Below are 19186 nucleotides of genomic sequence, written 5' to 3'. Positions count from 1 at the left end.
TTTTTTAATTTTACAGCGTAGATATAAGTTTTCATGAAAAATGCTATCCATTTAAAAATCAACAGCATACAGCACATAGGCATACCTGTAACCAGCCTGGATGCGTCACAGCAATTTTACAAGCGATTGGGTTTTAATAACGTAATGCAGGCCCATTTTAACGATGGTGGCGAACAAGGTACCTGTGTAATGATGCAACGCGAAAACATACTCATGGAACTTTACCAATTACCCGAAGCCGGCTTAGCCGAGATCAGGACCCGCGGTAACGGGCATATTGACCATGTAGCTTTTGATGTAAGCGACATTGATGAAACTTACGCCATTATTAAAGAGGCCGGTTTTAATATCATCGAAGAAGCTCCGGTTTTTCTGCAGTTCTGGAAAAACGGCTGCAAATATTTTAACATCACCGGGCCTGATGGGGAACGTTTGGAATTTAACCAGGTGCTTTGATCGGTATAAATTACACCAAAACTTCCGACTGCGTTTTTTCCTGTTTATTGATCCGGAAGATCAAAAACATGATCAGGGCGGAAAGCAAAATAAATATCAGATAGCTAAAGCTCAGGTTGCGCTCATCTTTCGCTGGTACTACGTTAACGATCCCGTAACTTAAAAAAGAAACTATGACGTAGGTAATACCTCCGGTAAGTCCACCGGCGATACCCGCATTTTTAGGAAACTTACTCAAACAAAAAGTAAAATAGTTATTAAAAGTATAGCCGGCACAAACGTGAATGATGAAGGCAAAAAATATCATCGAATATAGATTGCTGATAAATTGTACGCTGATGATCATCACCAGTACAAAAAGCGCCTGCATAAGCACATTAATTACCATCCTTTTGAAGAATGGGCGATTGATGGTTGCCTTGCCAATAAAGCCCCCAACCATCCAGGCAAAACCCAGCACCAGCGAACTATAGCCTGCTATTACAGGTGTTAAGTGTAAATGATGTTCGATAATAAAAGGACCGGTCATGTTATAGGTCATCACCATGCAATAGGCTAAACCAAGCATCACAATACCCAGCGTAAAGCTGTGGGTTTTGATCATGCTAACATACACCTTCACGATCTTTTGAAAATGAAATTCTGAAAAATGCACCAGGGTTTCGCCACTGAAAATGAGCTCCAGAATGGCAAATACAGCCGCAAAGCCCGCTAAAAAGTAAAAGTTGGATTCCCAGCCAAAGGCGGTTTGCAGATAGCCTCCGATAAACGGCGCCACGATAGGCCCGGTAGACCAGATGATAGAAAACATGCTCAGGTAATGCTTCAGCTTATCGCCGGTGAACAGATCCACAAAATAAGCCCGTTTGGCTACTATAATGGCACCAACGGTTACGCCATGTATCACCCGCATCAGGTAAATCAAATAAATATTATGGGTGATGGCTATCACTACACTGGCTACGGCAAAAATAATTAACGAAGCCAAACTAACTTTATACCGGCCAAAACTATCCAGTACACTGCCGATAAACAACTGCGACACACCATAGCTAATCAGGAAAATACTTAATGTTAATTGTACCTGTACATTGCTCACACTCATTTCGCCGGCCATGGTGGGTAACGATGGGATATAAATATCGGTAGCAAAACCAGATAAAGGGATCAGGGCAAAAGCCAGCAGTGTTGCTATTGACTGATGATGCTCCTTAATAGCAGGAGCTTTTGATGTTAACGTGCTCATAGATACCGCAAAATTAACATTCTTATCAGCGGAATATTTGGTAAACCTGGCGTCTGGCAGCTATTTCACACAAGCAATTTCCGCACAAATAATTAATTATTAATTGGTTACAACGAACTCCATCAACATCCGGCATAGTATAAAATTACATACCCCAAACAAAACGGCATTTTGTTTGGGGTATACAACGTTTCAAAGCGGGTTAGTTATCCACCAGGTGTTGCCAAAAGGATCTTTTATACCGGCACTGCGGCCATAGGGCTGGTCGGCGGGCTCTGTTACATTTGAAGCACCGTTTTCGAGGGCTTTTTTATACGTTTCGTCGCAACTATCGACATAAATAAATAAGCCGGCATTTTGCGGAAGATAGGTTTCGGTACTATCACAAAACATAATGGTACTACCCTGAATGCTGAGCTCGGCGTGCATAATATGCTTTTCATCGCGCATTTGTTTGTACTGCTCGGTTGCACCAAATACGTTTTGCATAAAGATGATAAAACGGGGCGCGTCCTTTACAATAAGGTAAGGCATAATGCGCTGATAGGCTTCGGGGATGCTTTTTTCTTTTTCCATGTCGATTTCTTTTTTATTCAAAATTAGCTGGCCGGGTTTCAGCAAAATTGTAAAAACAAGACATCTTTTTGATTTCGGATTGCGGAATTTCGATGTCGGATTTTACTATTGTCAATCCGCATTCCGATATTCCGTTCCTTCTGCTTTGCCCGAAAAATAAAAGCTGGGGTGATAACCTGTAAAAGTTTTTACATCATGTATAAAATGCGACTGGTCATAATAGCCACATCCCAGCGCTATCTGTGTTAATGATTTATTGCTGCCGTACTGTTTTATGGCATCCTGAAAACGGATCAATCGCAAATAGCTTTTAGGACTAAAACCGGCATACTCCTTAAATCGTCGGTCGAACTGGCGGATTGAAAGATTAAAAGTATCGGCCAGCTGCGCCACTGTTTTATGCTGATTGGTGTGGATCACCTGCCTGATCGAAGTAATGATCCGATTGTCTGTAGGTGTATTGTGTCGTAGACACATCAGTAAAAAATCGCTCAGTATCGCAGCCCGTTTCTGGTTATCGGAAGCCAGCATCATCCGTTCTTCTAACTCGCGGCCGGCGCATCCTAGAAAGGTATCATAATCAAGCGCCAGGTTGGTAGTTTCGCTGCTGGGAATATTAAAAAACCGGGGAACGGCAAAAGGATAAATGTAGGCACCAAAAATGCCGAAGCTCTGCCGGGTTATAAAACGCCGGTAATGATTGGTTTGAAACTGGATACCCGAAGGACCTCCATTTTCCTGCCCCTGATTATTAATTTCATCAAAGGTTGACTGATAATGAAATACCATCTCGGTACAGCCATCGGCTATGGAGCGATAAATATACTCCGGTTCACCTGCAGCCAGTTCATGCTCCAGCACCCAAAAAAACCTTACAAAAGGTTTTAATATATCCGGTGGCTGAATGGTATAATATTTCATTGCGGAATTCGGATGTTCGATTTCGGATTTACATATAAAGTTAAACTTTATTGTTTGATTTTGTATTGATAATCAAATATTTGCCTCCAACCAAAAGCGTCATTGTGAGGTACTAAGCAATCCCCAATAAGCAGGTTCACTCTGTATAGCATAGGGATTGCTTCGTACCTCGCAATGACGCGCTTTATAGTTTTTTGTATCGAACCGACGGGATATTTTACTTGATCCCTAATTTAGTTTTAACCGAGGTTGTAAGATCATTACCATCGTTAGAAACCAATAGAGCCGAACCTTGAGAAGAATCAAATACATAAGTAATACCTTTTGCTTTGGCTACATCATTAACCGCTGCGCGGGCTTTATCGGTTATCGGTTTTATGAGTTCGTTTGATTTGGCTTCAACCTGCTGTTGCGCATTGGCCTGATAATCCTGCATCTTTTTTTGCAGATCCTGCAGTTCTGTCTGTTTGGCTGTCTTATCAGCATCACTCATGGTTTTGCTTTGATCCTGATAAGCTTTTCCTTTGGTTTGCAAATCGTTATTCATTGCGGTTAGCTGAGTAACAAATTGCTTTTGATAGGCATCAATCTGTGGTTTGATAGTTTTGGCCTCGGGCATCTGGCTAACGATGGATTGAAAATCAACATAGCCGATCTTGGACTGGGCATTTGAAAATTTACCAACAAATAGTAGGCTTAAAGCGAGCAGGGTAGCTTTGAATAGTTTTCTCATGTTTAGTAATTTATATTAATAGAGAAAGCTAAAACCAATTACAAAGAAAATTGTTTTACTTGAAGTTAAAGTAAAGCCATTGTCTCAATTTTACATGGCCATTATTCGAATCTTGCAGCAATAAAATAGGATAACTACCTTTACAAAAATTACATATCCTAAATCAAAAATACAATTGAAAAGCTCTATACTTCTGTTGGCTATCTTCGTTATCATACTTTCCAGCTGTTCAAAAAGCCATAATTCATTACCAGACAACAATAAACCTCCGGTTGCAGAAACACCAGATACTTTACTTTCGTTAAACCTGTCAAATGACATGTCGGGTTTTTATAGCACCACCTATTTTGTACTAACAGATGAGGCCGGAAATATAATTACCGAGACTAAATATGTTAACGGCACTACCAATGTGGCAATAATGTCGCCTAAAACTTATACGAAAGATCGGTTTAACTTTTTCAAGATCGATATTACCAAGGATGCTTCGGTAACTAAATCCATTATTCATGGCTTTTTGCAGATAAAAAGGGGAAGTCATTATAACTCACCAAGCCTGCTGCTACCTCAGAAACCCGTTCATGAATTGGCCTATCATTTAAAGAAACCAGTTTATTTTGATCAGTTAGATATTCAAGGTGATATTTACGGCACCAGGCTTAAAAGTATAACAGATACGGTTTTTCGCCTTTATCCGGCTTTATCTGATGACAGTAAACTTTGGGTACAGTTACGCACCAATAATATCCGTTTTTATAACTTTTTTGATGTACCAAAGGGAGCAAGTAATTTAGATGTGGATATGACCCAGATCAACAAAACGCCCCTGGTAAAAAATATCACATCACCCGGAACCGGGCTTACCATACAAGTATATGCACGGCCCGACAAACATTTTTTTAACCGTTATGATTTGGGCAACGTTACATCCGCAGGCAATCAACTCACCTATTATTATCCCCAGGAAACCTTTGATGAGTATGTTACCTACACCTCGTATTCCATTGGCAATGCCAAGTACTCTTTTACACGTAACAGCAGCAGCATTGCTGATAATGCAGATACCTATAACGGCGTTATTAACACTCCGGCAGCAACTTTAACTACTTTTAAACCATCTTTCTCGGGCGATGTGGATTATTATGCTGCGTTTTTTGAAAACACACCATCAAGCCCAGGCTTATATGTGCAATTATTTGCTCCGGCGGCAGCAAATTACATCAATATAAAATTTCCGGATTTTTCTAAATACCTGGGACTAAACAACCTTGATCTGAATGGTCAAACACTTTTTTATTTCGCTGTATATAAGGATGCAACTTTTGACGAGAAAAACATTATCTATAAATCAACCGGAAGGGATGATTATCCTAACCTTAACTTAAAGTCGGTTAGCCGGAGTTATTAGCTAAAATTGGTTATAGCTTCCGTGGCAAACCTAACAGGGCTGCACTAATAAAACATATGCGTGCACCAGCCTGGGAGTTTCTCTGTAATGCGTTTATTCATCCCAGATCAAAAGTTTATCTATATCAGGAATATCTAACTGTTCGGCTATACTTATTTTTCTAATAGTATCAGCAAAACGGTGTAGTTCGGCGTTTACATGCTCAATCGCTGCTTTTAAAGCAACCTTATTAACCTCAATCTTATTATATGCAGGCGGTGGTACAAAATGTTCATCAAACTCTCCTACTTCAAAATCAAATATTATTGTATCCTTTTTTATCTCCAATTGAGGTTCGGGATGCCCTGCAAAGAATGAAAGTTGGTTATTAAATACTAATTCCTTCCAATAATTTATATCACTCAAATCTCCGCAACATTGAGGAAAATATACATCCACATCATCAATGTTCAAAACATAACCACCATTTAAGGGGCTTACTTCGGTTCTGGCATATTTGTTTTTGGTGATATCATCAACACGGTCTTTAATGATTTTTGTTAAATTACCTTCCGATAGACTTGATAATGTATAAAAAGTTGAACCAGGCAGGTATGGTTTAAACTTATCCTTAAATCCTGCTTTTATATAATTGGCAGCATTGTAATTATCCCAAAGAACAGGATAAGTCCAATAAGGCGATTTTTCGGGCATGGGGATATCTTCACTATAATATACCACTTCTATTACAGGAATTAACTTAACTTTCATTTAGAAACCCCAATCACATCCCCTTATTGATCGCATCATAAACCACATCCTGTATCCGCGGTCTGATGTTGAGACTGCCTAACTTATTGCTTACATTAGGATATACCCGGTTACTCAGGAACACGTATACCAGGTTATATTTCGGATCGACCCAGATACAGGTACCTGTAAAACCGGTATGCCCATAGGTTTGAGGAGATGCCAGTTTAGATGGATAATGCCTGTCGGCGATAGGATCCCAGCGGTCAAAACCCAGCCCCCTGCGGCTCACAGCCGATTGTTTGGACGTAAACAAGTCAACAACTTCAGGTTTAAAATACTGGGTGCCGCCGTAGGTGCCGCGGTTCAGCAGCATCTGGTATAATATGGCTACATCATTGGCGCTGGCAAAAAGCCCGGCGTGGCCGGCTACGCCCCCCATAAGGGCTGCAGTAGGGTCATGCACATAACCATCCAGTAAACTCTGGCGATATTCCTGGTCGTTTTCGGTAGGCGGTATCTGGCTTTGGTTAAAACGGTACAGGGGTAAAAAGCCCGCTGTTTGCATACCCAATGGTTTGTAAAAAGCTTGCTGTACATACACATTCTCGGGAGTAGCAGTAATACTTTCCACCACTTCCATCATCAGTACCAGGCCTACATCACTGTATACATATTGCCCCCGGGTTTTAAGCGGAGAATTGAGTATATCCGGGAACATCACATCCTTATAATAATCCTTCCGCAAAAAATAATGCTCAGATACCCGGGTTGGGTAGGCCGCGGACGAATCCGTGCTATGGTCTGTTGGTTTTACTTTTTCAAATCCTTTGATATCGGGTATTAAACCAGCCTGATGCATCAGCAGTTCGCGTATCTGTATATCGTTTTTATTACTGCTCCGGGTTTGGGGCAAGTATTCGCCAAGGGTAGCTTCCAGATTCAGTTTGCCTTCATCGGTAAGTTTCATAGCCTCCACGGTGGTAGCGGTTATCTTGGTCATGGATGCCAGGTCAAAAATATCTGTTATCTGATCAGGAATAGTTTTATCATAAGTATGATAGCCGTAAGCTTTGTTAAATATCACTTTTCCATCCTTAGCCACCAGCACCACACAACCTGGCGTGGCATGTTCGGCAATAGCTTCACGGGCTATGTCATCAATACCGGTTAAATTATTGGCATTAATGCCTGCATCCTCGGGAACGGTATATTGCAACCTGATCTTATCGGTAATAAAACCCATACCTGCTGCAAATTGCGGCGAGTAGGTACGCGTGAGTTTTTGCGTTACAGGCAAGCCTCCAAAAATAACTTGTGCGCTGTACATGCCAGCAACAGCCGTTAAACGCTCGCTCCATAAAATTGGTGCAGTAACGGCATTTAACTTAGTTAAAACAGTGCCGCCACCAAACGCCGCGACAATCACATTCTTGAGTTTTTGGGTACTATTGATAAAATCAATAATCTGGGGATTGTTGAGATCGGCATCAGTTACCTGTAAAATAATCGTGTTGTACCACTTCAAATCGGCCGACAGATTGGTAAGATTCTTTGCTCCACTATAAGTGCGACCATCAAATACCTGTACTTTATTGTACTTATTGAGCAAACTATCAAACGCAGAAGCATATGGGCTGGAGAAATGAACGCTGGCAATCTTTAACTGATCGAGATTTTGCAGCGGTAGCAAATATTTACTGTTGTTAAACAAAACAGTGGAGTGCTCAACCAACCGCTCTTCATTAACATAAGCCTGGCCAGCCGGTATAGCTGGTGGTATTTGTGCACAGGCGGTATTTAAAAAGGTAAACCCAAACAACACTAAAGGGATACAGCCCCATTTATTTTTTATCATATACTTTAACTCCGTTTATATAGGTACTGGTCACTTTAACTTTTGGCAATTCGGCGCCTTTTACTTTCATGATATCCTTGTCTAATATCACAAAATCGGCATATTTTCCGGGCTCCAGGCTTCCTTTTTCTTTCTCTTCAAAATTGGCCTTTGCGGCCCAGATGGTTATTCCCTTTAAAGCTTCGGTCCGGGTCAGCGCATTTTCAATTTGAAAGCCCCCTTCAGGAAAACCCTTCAGGTCTTTACGCTCCACTGCTGCATAAAACGTGTACATGGGGTTTATATTCTCTACCGGGAAATCTGTACCCAGTGGTAACCAGCCATTTTGTTTTAACAGTTGCTTATATACGTAGGCTGATTTTAACCGATCATTTCCCAATCTTTTACCGGCCCAATACATATCTGATGTAGCATGAGTGGGTTGCACCGAAGGAATGATACTATTTTCACCAAACAACTTAATATCCTGTGGCGACAGCACCTGGGCGTGTTCAATACGCCAGCGACGATCATTCTTTCCCTTCAATACCGAGGCATATATTTTCAACATTACGCGATTGGCCGAGTCGCCGATGGCATGGGTTGCCATCTGAAAACCTTTATCATAGATCTTTTTGGCCACTTCTTCAAAATGTTTCTGGCTGCTTAACAAAAAGCCCTTCCAGTTTTTTTGGTCATTGTAGGGTTGCAGCAAACAGGCCCCTCTGGATCCTAATGCACCATCGGCATAAACCTTAAAGGCTCTCACATTGAGGCCCGGGGTTTTATAAGCGCCGTGTTTAAACAGGTATTCATAATTCTCCTCCCTGTCGGCCAGCATCACGTACATACGCATCTTTAATGATCCTTTATGTTGCAGCTCGGCAATAGTGCTCACCATGGTATAAGGTAAACCGCAATCATCAACGGTAGTTAAACCCACGGCAAAACAGTTCTTTTGCGCAGCCAGTAAGGCATCTTCCGTTACCTGGGCACTTGGCTCAGGGATTTTCCGGGTTACTATTCCTACGGCATTATCAACCAAAATACCGGTAAGTTTGCCATTAATTGTTTCAATCTCGCCGCCGTTAATAGTTTGCCCCGGTTTTACTCCGGCAATGTTCAGCGCCGCCTGGTTAGCTATGGCCGCATGACCGTCAACCCTGCTCAATATCACCGGCCTTACCGGAAACAGAGAATCAAGCTTAGCCTTGTTGGGGAATTGTTTCAATGACCAGTGATTCTGATCCCAACCCTGCCCAATTATCCAGCCGTCGGTATTTCGAACCGAGTAAGCCTGTACCGAATCGACAACTTCATTCCAGCTGTGGGTACCTACCAGGTTAACTTCCTGTAAGCCTAATCCATAATCATAAAAATGAGCATGGGCATCAATAAAACCGGGATATATAGGCGCTCCTTTTGCGTCAACCACTTCGTTGGCCAGGTATTTTTGTTCCAGCGTATCGGCATCTCCTACAGCCAATATCTTTCCGCCTTTTACTACAATGGTATTGGCGGTAGTAAAAGTGCTATCAACCGTATAAATCACGGCGTTTTTAACCAAAAGGTCGGCATTATACTCTTTTTGCTTGCAGGCTACCGCAAAAAAGAGCAGTGCTGGCCATAATTTTTTCATAAAACAGATTTAAATAGAATCAAGAACCGAGAATCAAGAATCAAGATAAGACAGGAGTTTCATATCAAAATAATTATTATTCATTGTCTTAACTCTTGATTCTTGTATCTTGACTCTTTCCAGACTATATACAATTATCAAATCATAAAGTTATGCCTTCAAATATTTAATTTAGCATCGAATTCGAAATTGGAGGGATTTTTTTTAGATGTCAGATATCATACAGCTTTTACCGGATGCCGTTGCCAACCAGATTGCCGCTGGCGAAGTGGTACAACGCCCCGCATCTGCCGTAAAGGAATTAGTGGAGAACGCAATTGATGCCGGAGCCGGAAAAATTCAGCTCATTATAAAAGACGCAGGCAAATCATTGATACAGGTTATTGATGATGGCTGTGGCATGAGTCTTACCGATGCGCGCATGTGTTTTGAACGGCATGCGACTTCAAAAATACGCAAGGCCGACGACCTGTTCGCTATACGCACTATGGGTTTCCGGGGTGAGGCTATGGCATCTATAGCGGCGATTGCTCAGGTAGAAATGAAAACCCGCCGCCATGAGGACGAGCTGGGTACCTGCATTTTTATTGAGGGCTCCGAAGTAGTAAGTCAGGAAGCCTGCCAGGCTAATACCGGCACTTCTATATCCGTTAAAAATCTTTTTTATAATACACCAGCCCGCCGTAACTTTTTAAAAAGCAACCCGGTAGAGATGCGTCATATTATCGACGAGTTTCAACGGGTAGCGCTGGCTAACCCACAGATATTTTTTACCCTGCACCATGACGCGCAGGAGGTTTACCACCTTCCGGGAGCTGCTTTAAAGCAACGTATTGTCCATCTATTTGGCAACAATTATAATCAGCGCCTGGTGCCAGTAGAAGAGGATACCACCATTATTAATCTGCGTGGTTTTGTTGGCAAGCCCGAGTTTGCCCGTAAAACCCGGGGTGAGCAGTTCTTTTTTGTAAACAACCGCTTTATTCGGGATGCTTATTTGAACCATGCGGTAATTACCGCTTTTGAAGAGTTACTGCCCGATGATAGTTTCCCATTTTATGTACTATTTATTGACATCGACCCATCGCGGATAGATATCAATGTGCATCCTACCAAAACCGAGATCAAATACCAGGATGAGAAAGCTATTTATGCTATCATCCGTTCGGCGGTAAAACGCTCGTTGGGCAGATATAACATTACCCCAAGCCTTGATTTTGACCAGGAGAACAGCATTGAGCACCTGATAACGCCCAAGCCTTTTGAGGAGATTGTAGCGCCAACCATATCTTTCAATCCTGATTTTAATCCTTTTGCTTCGGAGCAAAAGCCGGTACGCGAGCACCCTTTTTTGAGAGCGGATGGTGGTTTTAAAAGCAGTCCCATTCCTAAAAACTGGGATACGCTGTATGAGATCAGCAAAAAAGAGGATAACCTGCAACATGAGTTACACCAGGAAGAGCGCATTGCGGTGAATGAGCAGGAGGTAAGCAAATCAAGCGAGCGGCAATTGTTCCAGATCCATAACCGATTTATCCTATCGCAAATTAAATCAGGCTTTATGCTTATCGGACAGCAGGCTGCGCATGAACGTATTTTGTATGAGCGTTTTTTACAGCAACTGCAAAATCATTCGGGTGTAAGTCAGCAAAGCTTGTTTCCACAGTCGGTCACACTAAACGGCAGCGATTTTGAGTTATTAAAAGAATTGTTGCCTGATATACGGTCGCTGGGTTTTGATATCCGCGAGTTTGGCAAAAACACGGTAGTAGTAGAGGGTGTACCAGCCGAACTGGGTAATGTGGGCGAACACGAGCTATTGGAGCACCTATTGGAGGGCTTTAAAAATAACATGGCCATTTTAAAACTGGATAAGCGCGATAACCTGGCCCGGTCATTGGCGCGCAACGCGGCCATTAAAACCGGCACCAAATTATCCTTAGAGGAAATGAATCAACTCATTGATCAGCTTTTTGCCTGCGAAACGCCAAACCAGGCATTGAACGGTAAGCCCGTAATCAGTACCTTTACCATGGCCGAGCTTTTAGAACGATTTGAAAAATAGCCCGACCGGCTTTTATTTATACTATGAACAGTCAATCACCATTTGCCAATATACCGCCGGTTGTAAAAAACCTGTTGATCATTAATGTTTTATTTTTCATTGGCACCTATATATTAGGTAGGTCTGGAATTAATTTAGAATTATATTTATCCTGTTTTTATTTCAATTCACCTTTTTTTCATCCATGGCAAATAGTTAGCTATATGTTTATGCATGCCAACATTCAACACATATTCTTTAATATGTTTGCTTTGTTTATGTTTGGACCAACTATTGAGTATACTCTGGGTTCCAAGCGCTTTTTACAATATTATTTCATTACAGGCATAGGCGCTGTAATTCTTCAAATGATTGTTCAATCGGCAGAAGTACATGCCATAATAGGAACGTTCACTATTCCTAATCTTAACTTCGGGCCGTACGTGAACCTTGCCGGTTTTGAAAAACTTAAAGATATATATAGCACACCAATTTTAGGGGCCTCGGGTGCAATTTTTGGTGTATTACTGGCTTTTGGGTATCTGTTCCCTAATGTGGAAATGATGGTATTGTTTATACCCATGCCTATTAAAGCGAAGTACCTGATTGCAGGTTATATAGTTATTGAGCTAATAGGAGGTTTTGGGCAGTTTGCCGGCGATTCGGTTGCACACTTTGCACATTTAGGTGGGGCTCTTTTTGGTTTTATTATATTAAAGTTCTGGCGTGTACAAAGACCAAACAATTTTTATTAATAACGGTAGTTATCCAATAAACGGAAGTATATTTTATGAGTACCCTTTGGCAAAATATTCAGTACAAAATGCTGCGGTCGGGCAATAAGCTCAACCTGCTTATTGGCATTAATGTAGCCGTTTTTTTGATCATCAATGTTTCGGCTATTCTGGAGCAATTACTTTTTACGGGTTTAGGCAACAGCAACATCCTATTGCTTTCGGCTGAATACCTGCGTATGCCGGCCTCTTTCCAGGTCTTACTCACCCATTTCTGGACACCGATCACCTACATGTTCATGCATGATGGTGTTTTGCACATCTTATTCAATATGCTCTGGCTTTACTGGATGGGGCAAATATTTGAAGAATACCTGGGCAATAAGCGCACTATTGGTCTGTACATTATGGGAGGTCTTGCCGGTGCATTGTTTTATTTGTTGGCTTATAATTTATTGCCTGCCTTTACCCGCCTGCATGCTGCCGATTCTGCTCTGATTGTAGGGGCCTCTGCCAGCGTTATGGCCATTGTAGTGGCCACTGCTACGCTGTTGCCTAATTTTACCATATCATTGATCCTGTTTGGACCGGTAAAGCTAAAGTGGCTGGTATTAGTTATCCTGGTGATTGACTTTTTAGGTGTTGTTGGCCCTAATGCCGGCGGCGAAATAGCCCACTTGGGGGGCGCCTTGTTCGGATTTCTGTATATTAAACAATTACAAAAGGGACACGATTGGATTGGCAGCCTCGGCAATATATTTAAAGCCAGGCCCAAATTGAAGGTAGTGGCCAAAAACTCCAATAAAAATAGCGCCGAATACCCTCGCCAGGATGAAATTGACCGTATCTTAGATAAAATATCACAATCGGGTTATGACAGCCTGACCAAGCAGGAAAAAGAAATCTTATTTCGCGCAAGCAATAATGAAAGTTAAACGCAAACAGAGCTTTATAGGTAAAATACTTTTATGGATAAACCTGTTGTTATGCGTTGCTTTACTGATCAGCTATTTAGCGCCCCACGTTGATCCCCGAAAGGTTTGGCTTTTTGCCTTTTTTGGCCTGGCCTATCCTGTATTACTCATCTTTAATTTAATCATGCTTGCCTATTGGCTGTTACGCCGCCGGTGGCAATTTCTGTTATCGCTGGTCACTATTTTATTAGGCTATAATGTTTTGTTCAACAATATTGGTTTCAGGTTAAGCGGTGCAGAGACTGAAAAACCCGCGGCAGAAAACGCTATCAGGGTAATGACCTATAATGTTCACAATTTTAAGCGATATGGTGCCTCAAACGATATCTCCACCAAGCATCAAATTCTAACTCTTATTAGCCAGCAGCAACCCGACATTATCGGATTTCAAGAATTTTATACTAAAAACAAAGGCCAGTATGAAATGCGCGATTCCCTCATCAGGATCATTGGCGCCAGCAATTTTTATTTTGAGCCTTTCAACTTTAACAATACCGAAGCCATTGGCATGGCCATATTTTCCAGGTTTCCGATAGTAGGCAAAGGACTGATACGCCTCACAGAAGCTCACTCCGAGAATCAATGTTTATTTGTTGATGTAAAAAAGGGGGAGAAGATCTTTCGCTTCTATAGCGTCCACCTGCAATCCATCCGCTTTGATCCCGAAGATTATAAATATCTGGACAGTGTATCCAAAAAAGGCAAAACGGATATGCAATCAACCAAAAGACTGGGGGGTAAACTTAAAATAGCTTTTGAAAAAAGAAGCGAACAGGTTTTTAAGGTCAAAGAGCATGCGGCTAAATGCCCATACCCGTATTTGATCTCTGGTGACTTTAATGACACACCTACCTCTTTTGCCGTTAACCAGATGGCTAAAGGATTAAAAAACGCTTTCCGCCAAAAAGGATCGGGATTCGGACGCACTTATAATGGCGACTTTCCAAACTATCAGATCGACTATATTATGGCTAGTCCGCAGTTTGATATAGCCACCTACAAAATCATCGAAAAAAAACTATCTGACCATTATCCACTGAGAAGTGATGTGGTACTCAATTGAAAAAGAGTCAAGAGATTAGAGTCAAGATTGAAGTCGTGGACTATCTGTCGTAGTAAACACGCGTTAAGTATGATCACTCAACAGGTGGCTAATTTGGTTAAAAACTGGGTTTACATGGGTTTACACTTTTCATGGTTTACATTTTTACAACATTCTGATTTACAAATAAATATATAAATTTTCAATCATTTTTTCATGAAATCATGTAAACCCACTTTTTAACCGGGTTTAGCCATCATGCTTAAATCCAACCTAACCATTTAATGAGGGGAAAAAGTCAGGAAATCAGCGTCAAGAATCAAGAGCATGTAAAATAATCCTGGTATTGTCCTAAATCTTGATTCTTGACTCTAATCTCTTGATTCTAGAGGCTAGCATGAAATTGAAAAAATCGTAAGTTTGCGCTTATGCAACAAAATTTGTTTGTTTACAATACTTTAACCCGTAAAAAGGAAAAATTTAAACCGCTTAACGCACCCCATGTGGGCATGTACGTATGTGGCCCTACTGTTTACAGCGATGTGCACCTGGGCAACTGCCGTACTTATATATCATTCGACCTTATTTTCAGATACCTTACTCAAATTGGATATAAGGTTCGCTATGTTCGCAATGTAACCGATGCTGGTCACCTGGAAGGGGATGCTGGTGACGAGGGAGAAGACAAAATATCAAAAAAAGCAAAAATAGCTCAACTGGAACCGATGGAAATTGTACAAAAGTACACCGTTGGCTTTCATGATGTAATGCAAATATTTAATACACTGCCACCCAGTATTGAACCTACCGCTACCGGCCATATTATTGAGCAGATAGAAATGGTGAAGCAGATACTGGAAAAAGGATATGCTTATGAGGTTGATGGTACGGTGTATTTTGATGTGGAGAAGTACAACAAAACCAAAAACTATGGTATACTGAGCGGCCGTAACCTGGAAGATTTGCTTAACAATACCCGCACGCTTGGCGGCCAGGATGAAAAACATGGCAAGCTTGACTTTGCCCTGTGGATAAAAGCCAAACCGGAGCACCTGATGAAATGGCCATCGCCCTGGAGCGTTGGCTTCCCGGGCTGGCACCTGGAATGCTCGGCCATGAGCCAGAAATACCTGGGCAACCAGTTTGATATACACGGCGGCGGTATTGACCTGGTACCAACACACCATACTAATGAAATTGCCCAGCACGAGGCCTGCTGCGGTGTAAATCCGGCCAATTACTGGGTGCATACCAATATGCTTACGGTGAACGGGCAAAAAATGTCCAAATCATTAGGCAACAGCTTTTTGCCGCATGAGCTTTTTACCGGCAATAACTCCATACTGAATAAAGGCTACAGCCCGATGACCGTAAGGTTTTTTATGCTGCAGGCGCACTACCGCAGTACGCTTGATTTTGGCAACGAGGCTATGGAGGCATCGGAAAAAGGCTTTAAACGCTTAATGAACGCCTTTGCGCTGCTTAATGGATTAAAGGCAAGTACTACTACCGAAATTGAGATAGAGCCTTTGTTACAGCGCTGCTACGCGGCTATGAACGATGATTTTAACAGTCCGGTACTCATTGCCGAACTCTTTGAGGCATCGCGCATTATCAATTCGGTTCATGATGGCAAAATGAAGATAGATGAAGCCAATTTGCAACTGCTTAAAACCTTAATGAACACTTTTGTGCTGGATGTATTGGGGCTGAAAGATGAGCAAGCGGCTAATGACGATCTGCCCAATGTACTGAACCTGATAGTTGAACTCAGGAGCGAAGCTAAGATCAATAAGGACTATGCCATATCAGACAAGATACGTGATGGCCTGGCCAGAATAGGGTTTCAGCTAAAGGATAGTAAAGACGGTACGCACTGGAGCAAATCCTGATTTGTTAAAGCGAATTATAATAGCTAAACAGTTTAGCCAAAGACACATCGCTTTTATAATCAACGATATTACTTTTCATATAGCCTTTTAATTGCTCTGCTTTATCGCTCAGGGCAGTTAAGATGCTTTTTTGATTGGGTTTTATCCTACTCATCTGGTTATTGGCAAAAAAATAGTAAATATCAGTCTGGACAAATGTTTTGGTCGCGGTAGCTGAGTTAAAGGCCTGATCGGTACGTATCACTTTTCTGTAATGCTTCAATAGCTGTGTTTTGCCGCCGGCAATTACCTGGTAAAACGAAGCTGGCGTCTGACTGTCGATAACAGGGTACCCGCTGTTAAACGCAGGAAGAAGGATATCACTTTCTTCATTAACAGGACTGCCTAATTTAAATGCTTTCACAGGTTCAACAAAATACATAGCCGTTGTGTCACTTTTATTTTGAAACAGAAGCACATCTTTTACCAGATCATATTTTACCTTAACCTTTACTGTTTTTCCATTAACAAAGTCAATGGCCCCTTCAACCCAATTATTAATCAGCAGTGGGTTGCCATCCACTTCGGTATAGGCTTGTTCCATGTAAGGCTTACCTTGCAAATCATGCATTATCTGGGCATGGCTAGTTAAAAAAGCCAATAGCAGAGCCATAAAACAGAGGATAAATTTGTTCATTATAACGTAATTTTTTATAAATATGAGCATAATGCTTTTTTTAATCAAAACATAATCAGCGCTATGCGGTTAATTAGTTTTTAATTCAAGGCATTTAGTTAATATTTGCCCTTAGGTATCAATTTTTGCATGATTAACTCCGTTCAGTTACAATTAAATATAAACCCCTTCGTTTCAGATATGAGTTTATTTAGCTGCCGTGCTGCGAGGTTATTTGCTTATCACCTTAATTCAAATTACATTCCCCACTTAAAATTTATTGTTAAATTGCCCCAAAATCTAATATGACCATGAAGAAAATAATATTAGCTGCTACATTTATTGGTTACAGTGCATTTGCCTTTGCGCAAACTGCTCCCGCACAAGTAAATAAGGTAGTTAGTGCCGAAGAAGCTTTTAATAAATTAGTAGAGCGTAAAGGCATAAAAGATGGCTTTTTAGCCTTTGCAGATCCGGAAGGCATTGTTTTTAAGCCTAATGCCGTTAAGATCACTGATTTTTACTCTAATATTGACAAACAAGCAGGTAAGCTAAGCTGGATACCTAAATTTGGCCGCATATCAGCAAATGGTGATTTGGCCTTTACTGCCGGCCCTTATATCTATACTAACGGTAAAAGTGATGACGACAAAGTTTTTGGTGACTATGTTTCCGTTTGGCGTTCTGACTCGGAAGGTAAACTAAAGCTACTGATAGACCTGGGCATACAGCACCCTGAACCTGAACAAGAAGAAGTGACAGATTTTAAAGAGCCTACTGCAACCCGTTCAGCGCCCAGCAAAGATCCTTTCACCGCAAAAAGCATTATCGTAAACACCGATAAAATATTTAATCACTCATTAACTATATCAGCATTAGCTAGCTACAAAGAGTTTTTAAGCCCTGAAGCCCGCTATTATTTCCCTGGTTTCGATTCAATGACAGGTCCGGATGTGATTATGAAATTCATTAACAACCAGGCTATCAGCATCACTGCCGAAACTACAGACGGCGGTCGCGCTGCCAGTAACGATCTGGCTTACACTTATGGTCATGCCCGTATAACTAAAGGCAATGTGGTAAGTAACTATAACTATGTACGTATCTGGGAGCTTGATAAAACAAAAAAATGGGATATCCTGCTGGAGGTATTCTCTGCCATTGAAAACGAATAAGGATTTTTATACCCAAACAAAAAGGGAGCAGTTCTGAGAACTGCTCCCTTTTTGTTTTATATTAATATTTGTCATGCTGAACGTAGTGAAGCATCTATTAAGCGCTATGTATATTTACGAATAGATCCTTCGTTCCTCAGGATGACAAATTCCCTTTCTTAAAACAGCTGTTGAATAATATCAGCGGCCGATAGCCCTTCGGCCTCGGCATGGTAGCTGCGCACAATACGGTGACTTAAAATAGGCTTGGCGATAGCTTGTACATCCTCAATATCGGGCGAATACTTACCATTGATCACAGCATGGCATTTAGCGCCCAGGATGAGGAATTGCGATGCCCTTGGCCCGGCACCCCAACTTAGTAAACGATTGATCTGCGGGGTGGCAAACTCACCATTAGGCCTGGTTTTGGATACCAGTTTAACGGCATACTCCAGTACATGGTCGGTTACTGGTATATTACGTACCAATTGCTGAAAATAAGTGATCTGAGAGGCATTCAGTATTTTATTAACCTCTGTTTGTATCGTACTCGTTGTGTTTTTAACCACCTGCAGCTCTTCCTGAAAAGAGGGGTAGTTTAGCGCAACACTAAACATAAAGCGGTCAAGTTGTGCCTCGGGCAGTGGATAGGTACCTTCCTGCTCAATAGGGTTTTGTGTAGCCAGTACAAAAAATGGCTGGGCAAGCTTATGAGTAACACCGGCGGCAGTAACCGCTTTCTCCTGCATGGCCTCTAAAAGGGCCGCCTGCGTTTTTGGCGGTGTGCGGTTGATTTCGTCGGCCAGGATAATATTAGAGAAAACCGGACCGGGTATAAATTTAAAATTACGGTCTTCGCCCAGTATTTCAGATCCGATGATGTCTGACGGCATCAGATCGGGCGTAAATTGTATACGTTTAAAATCAAGATCAAGCACCCTGGCTATAGTTTGTACCAACAGGGTTTTGGCAAGTCCAGGTACCCCAACCAGCAAACAATGACCGTTGCTGAAGATGGATACCAGTACAAATTTTACCACTTCATCCTGCCCGATGATAACTTTACCTATTTCGGAGCGTATTTGCTGATATGCCTGCCTTAAAGCATCGGCAGCTTCCACGTCAGATCGGTGTTGCATATTG

General features: G+C 41.6%; 17 protein-coding genes. 8 read left to right on the top strand and 9 right to left on the bottom strand.

From position 1 onward, the window contains the following. The first annotated feature begins 33 nt into the window (after window positions 1-33). A complete protein-coding gene (locus tag G7092_RS21705) occupies window positions 34-456 on the top strand; it encodes a VOC family protein (RefSeq protein ID WP_166092463.1) in 423 nt (140 codons plus the stop codon). Between the two features lie 10 nt (window positions 457-466). Here G7092_RS21705 and G7092_RS21700 read toward each other — a convergent pair whose 3' ends face one another. The 4 genes from G7092_RS21700 to G7092_RS21685 all read right to left on the bottom strand — a co-directional run bounded on the left by G7092_RS21700 (window position 467) and on the right by G7092_RS21685 (window position 3932). Further along, window positions 467-1702, bottom strand: a complete 1236-nt coding sequence (locus tag G7092_RS21700; protein WP_166092459.1) for an MFS transporter — start codon at window positions 1700-1702, stop codon at window positions 467-469. Between the two features lie 192 nt (window positions 1703-1894). Next, window positions 1895-2278 carry a VOC family protein gene (locus tag G7092_RS21695; RefSeq protein ID WP_166092457.1) on the bottom strand — a complete coding sequence of 128 codons (384 nt, stop codon included), beginning with the start codon at window positions 2276-2278 and terminating at the stop codon, window positions 1895-1897. A gap of 111 nt (window positions 2279-2389) precedes the next feature. Next, window positions 2390-3199: a helix-turn-helix domain-containing protein gene (locus tag G7092_RS21690; protein ID WP_166092455.1), complete on the bottom strand. Its 810-nt coding sequence runs from the start codon at window positions 3197-3199 to the stop codon at window positions 2390-2392. A 217-nt stretch (window positions 3200-3416) separates the two neighbouring features. Continuing rightward, window positions 3417-3932 (bottom strand): OmpH/Skp family outer membrane protein, encoded by a 516-nt coding sequence (locus G7092_RS21685; protein ID WP_166092453.1) that lies wholly within the window; start codon window positions 3930-3932, stop codon window positions 3417-3419. Window positions 3933-4107: 175 nt separating this feature from the next. On the opposite strand from G7092_RS21685, the gene G7092_RS21680 reads away from it, so the two are divergent. Further along, a complete protein-coding gene (locus G7092_RS21680) occupies window positions 4108-5340 on the top strand; it encodes a hypothetical protein (RefSeq protein WP_166092450.1) in 1233 nt (410 codons plus the stop codon). A gap of 93 nt (window positions 5341-5433) precedes the next feature. On the opposite strand, the gene G7092_RS21675 is transcribed toward G7092_RS21680, so the two are convergent. From G7092_RS21675 to G7092_RS21665, 3 genes are read right to left on the bottom strand one after another with little or no spacing between them, the layout of a single operon-like run. Beyond that, window positions 5434-6090, bottom strand: coding sequence for a hypothetical protein (locus tag G7092_RS21675; RefSeq protein ID WP_166092448.1), 657 nt, complete (start codon window positions 6088-6090; stop codon window positions 5434-5436). Between the two features lie 13 nt (window positions 6091-6103). Beyond that, window positions 6104-7927, bottom strand: coding sequence for a serine hydrolase (locus tag G7092_RS21670; protein ID WP_166092446.1), 1824 nt, complete (start codon window positions 7925-7927; stop codon window positions 6104-6106). Beyond that, complete coding sequence (locus G7092_RS21665) at window positions 7914-9545, bottom strand: amidohydrolase (RefSeq protein ID WP_166092444.1); 1632 nt, start codon at window positions 9543-9545, stop codon at window positions 7914-7916. Before G7092_RS21665 ends, G7092_RS21670 begins: the two co-directional genes overlap by 14 nt. A gap of 208 nt (window positions 9546-9753) precedes the next feature. Between G7092_RS21665 and mutL the strand changes: the two genes are divergently transcribed. The 5 genes from mutL to cysS all read left to right on the top strand — a co-directional run bounded on the left by mutL (window position 9754) and on the right by cysS (window position 16231). Then, window positions 9754-11610 carry a DNA mismatch repair endonuclease MutL gene (gene mutL / locus G7092_RS21660; protein WP_166092442.1) on the top strand — a complete coding sequence of 619 codons (1857 nt, stop codon included), beginning with the start codon at window positions 9754-9756 and terminating at the stop codon, window positions 11608-11610. 23 nt (window positions 11611-11633) lie between these two features. After that, window positions 11634-12344, top strand: a complete 711-nt coding sequence (locus tag G7092_RS21655; protein WP_166092440.1) for a rhomboid family intramembrane serine protease — start codon at window positions 11634-11636, stop codon at window positions 12342-12344. A 35-nt stretch (window positions 12345-12379) separates the two neighbouring features. After that, window positions 12380-13258, top strand: coding sequence for a rhomboid family protein (locus G7092_RS21650; protein ID WP_166092438.1), 879 nt, complete (start codon window positions 12380-12382; stop codon window positions 13256-13258). After that, window positions 13248-14360 carry an endonuclease/exonuclease/phosphatase family protein gene (locus tag G7092_RS21645; protein ID WP_166092437.1) on the top strand — a complete coding sequence of 371 codons (1113 nt, stop codon included), beginning with the start codon at window positions 13248-13250 and terminating at the stop codon, window positions 14358-14360. The genes G7092_RS21650 and G7092_RS21645 overlap by 11 nt, the downstream gene beginning before the upstream one ends. A 407-nt stretch (window positions 14361-14767) precedes the next feature. Continuing rightward, complete coding sequence (gene cysS / locus G7092_RS21640; protein ID WP_166092435.1) at window positions 14768-16231, top strand: cysteine--tRNA ligase; 1464 nt, start codon at window positions 14768-14770, stop codon at window positions 16229-16231. A gap of 4 nt (window positions 16232-16235) precedes the next feature. Here the strand turns inward: cysS and G7092_RS21635 are convergent, their stop codons facing one another. Beyond that, a complete protein-coding gene (locus tag G7092_RS21635; RefSeq protein WP_166092432.1) occupies window positions 16236-16907 on the bottom strand; it encodes a hypothetical protein in 672 nt (223 codons plus the stop codon). A gap of 290 nt (window positions 16908-17197) precedes the next feature. On the opposite strand from G7092_RS21635, the gene G7092_RS21630 reads away from it, so the two are divergent. Further along, window positions 17198-18061 carry a Cif family virulence factor gene (locus tag G7092_RS21630; protein ID WP_166092430.1) on the top strand — a complete coding sequence of 288 codons (864 nt, stop codon included), beginning with the start codon at window positions 17198-17200 and terminating at the stop codon, window positions 18059-18061. A 158-nt stretch (window positions 18062-18219) separates the two neighbouring features. Here G7092_RS21630 and G7092_RS21625 read toward each other — a convergent pair whose 3' ends face one another. After that, window positions 18220-19182 carry an AAA family ATPase gene (locus tag G7092_RS21625; RefSeq protein ID WP_166092428.1) on the bottom strand — a complete coding sequence of 321 codons (963 nt, stop codon included), beginning with the start codon at window positions 19180-19182 and terminating at the stop codon, window positions 18220-18222. Window positions 19183-19186: the final 4 nt, after the last annotated feature.

Source organism: Mucilaginibacter inviolabilis (assembly GCF_011089895.1).
GTDB lineage: Bacteria > Bacteroidota > Bacteroidia > Sphingobacteriales > Sphingobacteriaceae > Mucilaginibacter > Mucilaginibacter inviolabilis.
The sequence above is the reverse complement of the archived record's forward strand: the minus strand, read 5'-3'. Positions and strand labels throughout refer to the sequence as shown.

Coding starts and splice junctions, on each gene's coding strand:
- G7092_RS21705 (WP_166092463.1), top strand. CDS start 34: ATGAAAAATGCTATCCATTTAAAAATCAACAGCATACAGCACATAGGC.
- G7092_RS21700 (WP_166092459.1), bottom strand. CDS start 1,702: ATGAGCACGTTAACATCAAAAGCTCCTGCTATTAAGGAGCATCATCAG.
- G7092_RS21695 (WP_166092457.1), bottom strand. CDS start 2,278: ATGGAAAAAGAAAAAAGCATCCCCGAAGCCTATCAGCGCATTATGCCT.
- G7092_RS21690 (WP_166092455.1), bottom strand. CDS start 3,199: ATGAAATATTATACCATTCAGCCACCGGATATATTAAAACCTTTTGTA.
- G7092_RS21685 (WP_166092453.1), bottom strand. CDS start 3,932: ATGAGAAAACTATTCAAAGCTACCCTGCTCGCTTTAAGCCTACTATTT.
- G7092_RS21675 (WP_166092448.1), bottom strand. CDS start 6,090: ATGAAAGTTAAGTTAATTCCTGTAATAGAAGTGGTATATTATAGTGAA.
- G7092_RS21670 (WP_166092446.1), bottom strand. CDS start 7,927: ATGATAAAAAATAAATGGGGCTGTATCCCTTTAGTGTTGTTTGGGTTT.
- G7092_RS21665 (WP_166092444.1), bottom strand. CDS start 9,545: ATGAAAAAATTATGGCCAGCACTGCTCTTTTTTGCGGTAGCCTGCAAG.
- mutL (WP_166092442.1), top strand. CDS start 9,754: ATGTCAGATATCATACAGCTTTTACCGGATGCCGTTGCCAACCAGATT.
- G7092_RS21655 (WP_166092440.1), top strand. CDS start 11,634: ATGAACAGTCAATCACCATTTGCCAATATACCGCCGGTTGTAAAAAAC.
- G7092_RS21650 (WP_166092438.1), top strand. CDS start 12,380: ATGAGTACCCTTTGGCAAAATATTCAGTACAAAATGCTGCGGTCGGGC.
- G7092_RS21645 (WP_166092437.1), top strand. CDS start 13,248: ATGAAAGTTAAACGCAAACAGAGCTTTATAGGTAAAATACTTTTATGG.
- cysS (WP_166092435.1), top strand. CDS start 14,768: ATGCAACAAAATTTGTTTGTTTACAATACTTTAACCCGTAAAAAGGAA.
- G7092_RS21635 (WP_166092432.1), bottom strand. CDS start 16,907: ATGAACAAATTTATCCTCTGTTTTATGGCTCTGCTATTGGCTTTTTTA.
- G7092_RS21630 (WP_166092430.1), top strand. CDS start 17,198: ATGAAGAAAATAATATTAGCTGCTACATTTATTGGTTACAGTGCATTT.
- G7092_RS21625 (WP_166092428.1), bottom strand. CDS start 19,182: ATGCAACACCGATCTGACGTGGAAGCTGCCGATGCTTTAAGGCAGGCA.